General features: G+C 66.3%; 4 protein-coding genes. 3 read left to right on the plus strand and 1 reads right to left on the minus strand.

Annotated features, from left to right (window positions below; translation table 11 throughout):
• Nucleotides 1-563, minus strand: a 563-nt coding sequence (locus tag NBV68_RS17260) for an ABC transporter permease (RefSeq protein ID WP_296312222.1), incomplete at its 3' end; no start/stop codon positions are given.
• A 147-nt stretch (nucleotides 564-710) separates the two neighbouring features.
• On the opposite strand from NBV68_RS17260, the gene NBV68_RS17265 reads away from it, so the two are divergent.
• From NBV68_RS17265 to NBV68_RS17275, 3 genes are all read left to right on the plus strand, one after another.
• Nucleotides 711-3,620 (plus strand): valine--tRNA ligase, encoded by a 2,910-nt coding sequence (locus NBV68_RS17265; RefSeq protein WP_296312225.1) that lies wholly within the window; start codon nucleotides 711-713, stop codon nucleotides 3,618-3,620.
• Between the two features lie 6 nt (nucleotides 3,621-3,626).
• Nucleotides 3,627-4,463, plus strand: a complete 837-nt coding sequence (locus NBV68_RS17270; RefSeq protein ID WP_296312227.1) for a hypothetical protein — start codon at nucleotides 3,627-3,629, stop codon at nucleotides 4,461-4,463.
• A gap of 101 nt (nucleotides 4,464-4,564) precedes the next feature.
• Nucleotides 4,565-5,465 (plus strand): hypothetical protein (locus tag NBV68_RS17275; protein ID WP_296312230.1); only part of this gene is annotated, 901 nt, incomplete at its 3' end.

A 5,465-nucleotide genomic window follows, 5' to 3' on the forward strand; every position in this document is an offset into this window, starting at 1 on the left:
ACCGTCAGCGACTCCGCTCCGAACTGCTGCAACTGCACCGAACCCTGCTGGGCGATGACGACGCCGATCAGGAAGCTCATCAACCCGATGATCGGCAGCGCGGTGACGCCGACCAGCTCCATCTGGTGGACCAGCGCCTTGAACGGGAAGCGCTTGGGATGGCGCATCAGGCTCGCCGCGCCGAGCAGGATCTGGCCGAAGAAGCCGACCACGCCGTAGATCCCGCCGCGCGCGCCGAACACCTTCTCGCCCACGGCCAGAGGCACGCGTTCCCATACCGGCAGGCGGTGCGGGTGGGTGTCGCCGCTCGCGTCGATATCCTGCATCGCGGCGAGCAGGCGTGCGGCCTCGGTGCTGGCGCCGGTGATCTCGCTGTCATGCTCGCGCGCGAAGCGGCACACGACGAAGGCGCCGACGGTGTCGATCTCCTCGACCGCGGCCAGATCGACAGCGGCGACGGGGCCTTCGAGGGTGCGCAGCTCGCGTTCGAGCGGGGCGATGGCGGCGAGCGTCAGCTGCCCCGACAGCACCAGCCGGGAACCGCCTTCGCCCGCATCTTCCATCAAATGTTGCGCCGCACTCTGCATCTTGCGGGGGTATGGGGGGATTTTGGCAGGGCCGCAAGGTGCAGGCGGCAGCGCATCTTGCGGTTCCCCTCGGCCTTTGCATCATTGCATCGCAACATGGGTGCTGGCATGGCGCGCTCCACCATGTCTGACACTGCGAACCCCACTCTGCCGACCACTTTCGACCCCGCCGCCATCGAGGCGCGCTGGTATCAGCACTGGGAAGCCAACGGCCTGTTCCGGCCCGAGCGTCCGCAAGCCGAGGCCTATACCATCGTCAACCCGCCGCCGAACGTGACGGGGAGCCTGCATATCGGCCACGCGCTCGACAACACCTTGCAGGACGTGGTGGTCCGCTATGAACGCCTGCGCGGCAAGGACGCGCTGTGGGTGGTCGGCACCGATCACGCCGGGATCGCGACGCAGATGGTGGTCGAACGCCAGATGGAGGCGCGCCAGGACAAGCGCACCAACTATTCGCGCGAGGCGTTTGTCGAGAAGGTGTGGGAATGGAAGGCCGAAAGCGGCGGCACCATCACCCACCAGCTGCGCCGCCTCGGCTGCTCGATGGACTGGAGCCGCGAGCAGTTCACGATGGACCCGCACTTCACCAAGGCGGTGATCAAGACCTTCGTCGACCTCTACAATGACGGCCTCATCTACCGCGACAAGCGGCTGGTGAACTGGGACCCGAAGCTGAAGACCGCGATTTCCGACCTCGAGGTCGAGACGCAGACGATTGCGGGGAGCTTCTGGCACCTGCGCTACCCGCTGGCCGACGGGGTGACCCTGCCCGATGGCCGCGACTATCTCGAAGTCGCCACCACCCGGCCCGAGACAATGCTGGCCGATATGGCGGTGGCGGTGAACCCGGCGGACGAACGCTATGCGAGCGTCGTCGGCAAGTTTGTGGTACTGCCGCTGACCGGCCGTCGCATCCCCGTGATCGCCGACGAGCATGCCGATCCCGAACTGGGCTCGGGCTGCGTCAAGATCACTCCGGGGCACGACTTCAACGACTTCGAAGTCGGCAAGCGCGCAGGGTTCGCGGCGGCCGAGATGCTCAACATGCTCGATGCCGAGGCGAACGTTTGTCAGACGGCGGATGGGTTGGTGCCGGAGGAATTCCTCGGCCTCCACCGCTTCAAGCGCGATGGCGTCGACGGCGCGCGGGAGCTGGTGGTCGCGCGGATGAAGGAGCAGGGTTTCCTCATCCCGCACGTCACCAAGAACAAGGACGGCGAGGACATCGAGCACGACGCCGAGCCCCGCCAGATCGCCACCCCCTTCGGCGACCGCGGCGGCGTGGTGATCGAGCCGTGGCTGACCGACCAGTGGTATGTGAACGCTGCTGAACTCGCCAAGAAGCCGATCGAGGCGGTGAGCTCGGGCGATATCGGCATCGTGCCCAAGACGTGGGAGAAGACCTTCTTCAACTGGATGGAGAACATCCAGCCCTGGTGTGTCTCGCGCCAGCTGTGGTGGGGGCACCGGATCCCGGCTTGGTATGGTTTCAAGTACGAACTCGAAGAATCGGGAACGCTGCGCAAGGCTCCGACATGGCGTGAATTGCCTGAGAAAGCAGTGTTCGTCGCTTCGTCAGTCGAAGAACTAAAAGAGTTGGTGTGGCACGCGAGCGACCTCGACGATGTGACCGATGGCAATCGTTGGCCGGGAACATTCGTCGAGTGCGCGAACGAGGAAGAGGCACGCCAGATCCTGTTGCAGGATAAGGAAGCCTACCCGGTTTGGCAGGACCAAGACGTCCTCGACACGTGGTTCTCGTCCGCCCTTTGGCCCTTCGCCACGCTCGGCTGGCCCGAGGATGGCGCGCCGCTCCTGCAAAAGCACTTCCCCAACAGCCTGCTCATCTCGGGCTTCGACATCCTTTTCTTCTGGGATGCGCGGATGATGATGATGGGCTTCTACAACATGGGCCAGAAGCCCTGGGATACGCTCTATCTCCACGGCCTCGTGCGCGCGGCGGACGGGGCGAAGATGTCGAAGTCCAAGGGCAATGTGGTCGATCCGCTGGGCCTGATCGACCAGTACGGCGCGGATGCCCTCAGGTTTTTCATGGCGGCGATGGAAAGCCAGGGCCGCGACATCAAGATGGACGAGAAGCGGGTCGAGGGATATCGCAACTTCGCCACCAAGCTGTGGAACGCGGCGCGCTTCTGCCAGTCGAACGGGATCGGTGCCTCGGCCAGCGTGAAGGCCCCGGCAGCGCGCCTCGCCGCCAACCAGTGGATCATCGGCGAAGTCGCGGCCTGCCTGACCGAGATCGAAAAGGCGATGGCCGATCTGCGCTTCGACGCGGCAGCCAACGCGATCTACCAGTTCACGTGGAGCAAATTCTGCGACTGGTATCTCGAACTGATCAAGCCGGTCTTCGCCGGCGACGCCGACAGCCCGCCCGCCGTCGAGACCCGCGCAGTCGCCGGCTGGGCGCTCGACCAGATCCTCGTAATGCTCCACCCCTTCATGCCCTTCATCACCGAAGAGCTGTGGCACAAGCTGGGCGCACGCGAATACGAGCTGATCGTGGCGCAGTGGCCCAAGCCGGAAGCCGAGGTGAGCAAGGACGCGACTGACGTCATCGACTGGGTGATCGATCTTACGACGAACACCCGCAGCGCGAAGAACGAGCTCGGCATCGCGCCGGGCGCGAAGCTGGCGGCGTACCTCGTGGCACCGTCGGACGTGGCGAGCCGCACCATTGAACGCTCCAGCGCCGCGATCGAACGCCTCGCGCGCCTGACCCCGGTGACCATCGGCGAGGCTCCCGCCGGCCCCGCGATGCAGGTGACCGCGGGCGAGGATGTGTTCATCATCCCGCTCGAAGGGATCGTCGACATCGCGGCGGAAAAGGCGCGGCTCGAAAAGGCGCTGGCGACCAGCACCAAGGAAGCCAAGAGCCTCGAAGGCCGCCTGTCCAACCCCGCCTTCGCCGAGAAGGCCAAGCCCGAAGCGGTCGAAAAGGCCCGCGCCGATCTCGCCCATCACTCGGGCGAGGTCGAGCGGCTGACGGCGGCGCTGGCGCGGTTGGGGTAACCCGGAATGCTGCGCGCGCTCCTCGCGCTGCTGCTGCTGGCCCTGCCTGCTGCCCTGCGCGCCGAGGAACCCGCGCCCGCGCCGGTGACGATTACCGGCGTGGTGCTCGAACATGAGACCGGCTACCCGCCCGATGTCCTGTCCGAAGACTGGCACCGGTATTTCAAGCTGGTCGCATGGCGCAAGGGAGATGGCCCGGTCCAGACCACGCAGATGTCGGTGACCTTCACCGCGCCGGCCGAGGAAGCGGTCACAGCGGTGCTCGCACAGCTTCCCGAGCGGCAGGTGGTGCGCTTTACCATCGCGGGCGATGTCACCTTCGACATGAACCGCCCCGAGGCGACGCTGCTTCAAGTCCTGCCCGCCGCCGAGGACGCCGCGCTTGTGGCGGCCTCCGCCGCGGTGCTGAAGCCTGCGCCCATCATCGACCCTGAGCTCGGCACCTTCCTCCCCGCAATCCGGCCCCATTCCGTCTTCTCGCAGGATCGCGAATGGCTCGGCCAGCCGGTCGAGGTGCTGCTGTTTCTCGACCTGCGCCTCGCCGACACGCGCGAGCGCACGCTGGCGACGCTCGGCAAGGCGTGGGACGCGCGGCAGCGGCACGACCGGCGCGCGCGCAAGGAATTGCAGCGCTTCCACGATCTGTGGCGCGAGGAATACCGGCGCCCCGGCGGGCCTGTGCTCACCCGAGCCGACTTCGCCAAGCGGCTGCGGCTGGTCGAGGTCTCCGCCTTCGACAACGGCGATATTGGCTTTCGCTACGTTCTGGAAGGGGTCGAGGACTTTCCGGTGATGTTCTTCAACATCTGGAACGACGGCACGATCGAGACGGGCGTGCCATGAACCTCACTCTCGCCACCGACGACACCGGCGGGCCGACCTGACTCAGGTTGCCTTGGTTAACCACGATTTAGCACCTTCGCCCTAAGCCTGCGCGGCAAAGAGTGCGGCACAATCAGGCCGCGCTCCAGCCGGAGTGGTCATTGCAACGGGGCACGCAGTTCGGGGGGCCGCGCGTAAAGTTCGGGAAGGGGTGCCACGTCGCTGCCGCCCTCGCCGTGCTTGCGGCGCTGGCCGCGCCCGCACCCGCGCTGGCCCAGCTGCGCGCGCTCCAGAACCCCTCCTTCGAGGCCAACGACCCCCAGGGACCGGGCACGCCGAACTGGCAGATCTTCGTCGGCAACACCGTGCCCGGCTGGTCGACCACCACCAACGAGATCGAGCTCTGGGACACCACCTTCAACGGCGTTCCGTCCTTCGACGGCGCGGTGCACGCCGAAATGAATGCCAATGTGAACGGCACCTTCTTCCAGAACATCTGCCTGATCAATGGCGAGCCCTTCGGGTGGACCTTCGCGCACCGCGCGCGCGCCGGCGGCGCTGCTACCCAGACGGTACGCCTCCAGGTCGCCACCAGCACCGGGACGGTGATCCAGACACTCACCACCCAGGCCTCGACGACCAGCAACCAGATCTGGAACGTCAACACCGGAAACACGACCTACATCGGCGCCTCGGGGCTCCAGCGGGTGCAGTTCACCACCACCGATCCGGGTTCGGTCGGCAACCTGCTCGATGCGATCCAGCTTTCGCTGCGTCCCTTCGTGCAGTTCTCGGCCGCTTCGGGCAGCGGGCCGGAGTCGATTGCGGCAACCTCGATGCCCACGCTGCTGGTGACCGGCGCCGCGCGCAATCCGATCCCTGTGACGATCACCATCACCGGCGGGACGGCGGTGCGCGGCACCGACTACACCACGCCGGGCGGGGGGGCGAGCTTCACCGTCACCATCCCGGCCGGGACCTATTACAACACCGCCATCCCGCTCGGCATCACGATTGTCGACG

It is taken from the genome of Erythrobacter sp., from assembly GCF_023653175.1.
GTDB lineage: Bacteria > Pseudomonadota > Alphaproteobacteria > Sphingomonadales > Sphingomonadaceae > Erythrobacter.

Bases quoted from the DNA above. Each gene is read 5' to 3' on its own strand.
- NBV68_RS17265 (WP_296312225.1), top strand. From the start codon at position 711: ATGTCTGACACTGCGAACCCCACTCTGCCGACCACTTTCGACCCCGCC.
- NBV68_RS17270 (WP_296312227.1), top strand. From the start codon at position 3,627: ATGCTGCGCGCGCTCCTCGCGCTGCTGCTGCTGGCCCTGCCTGCTGCC.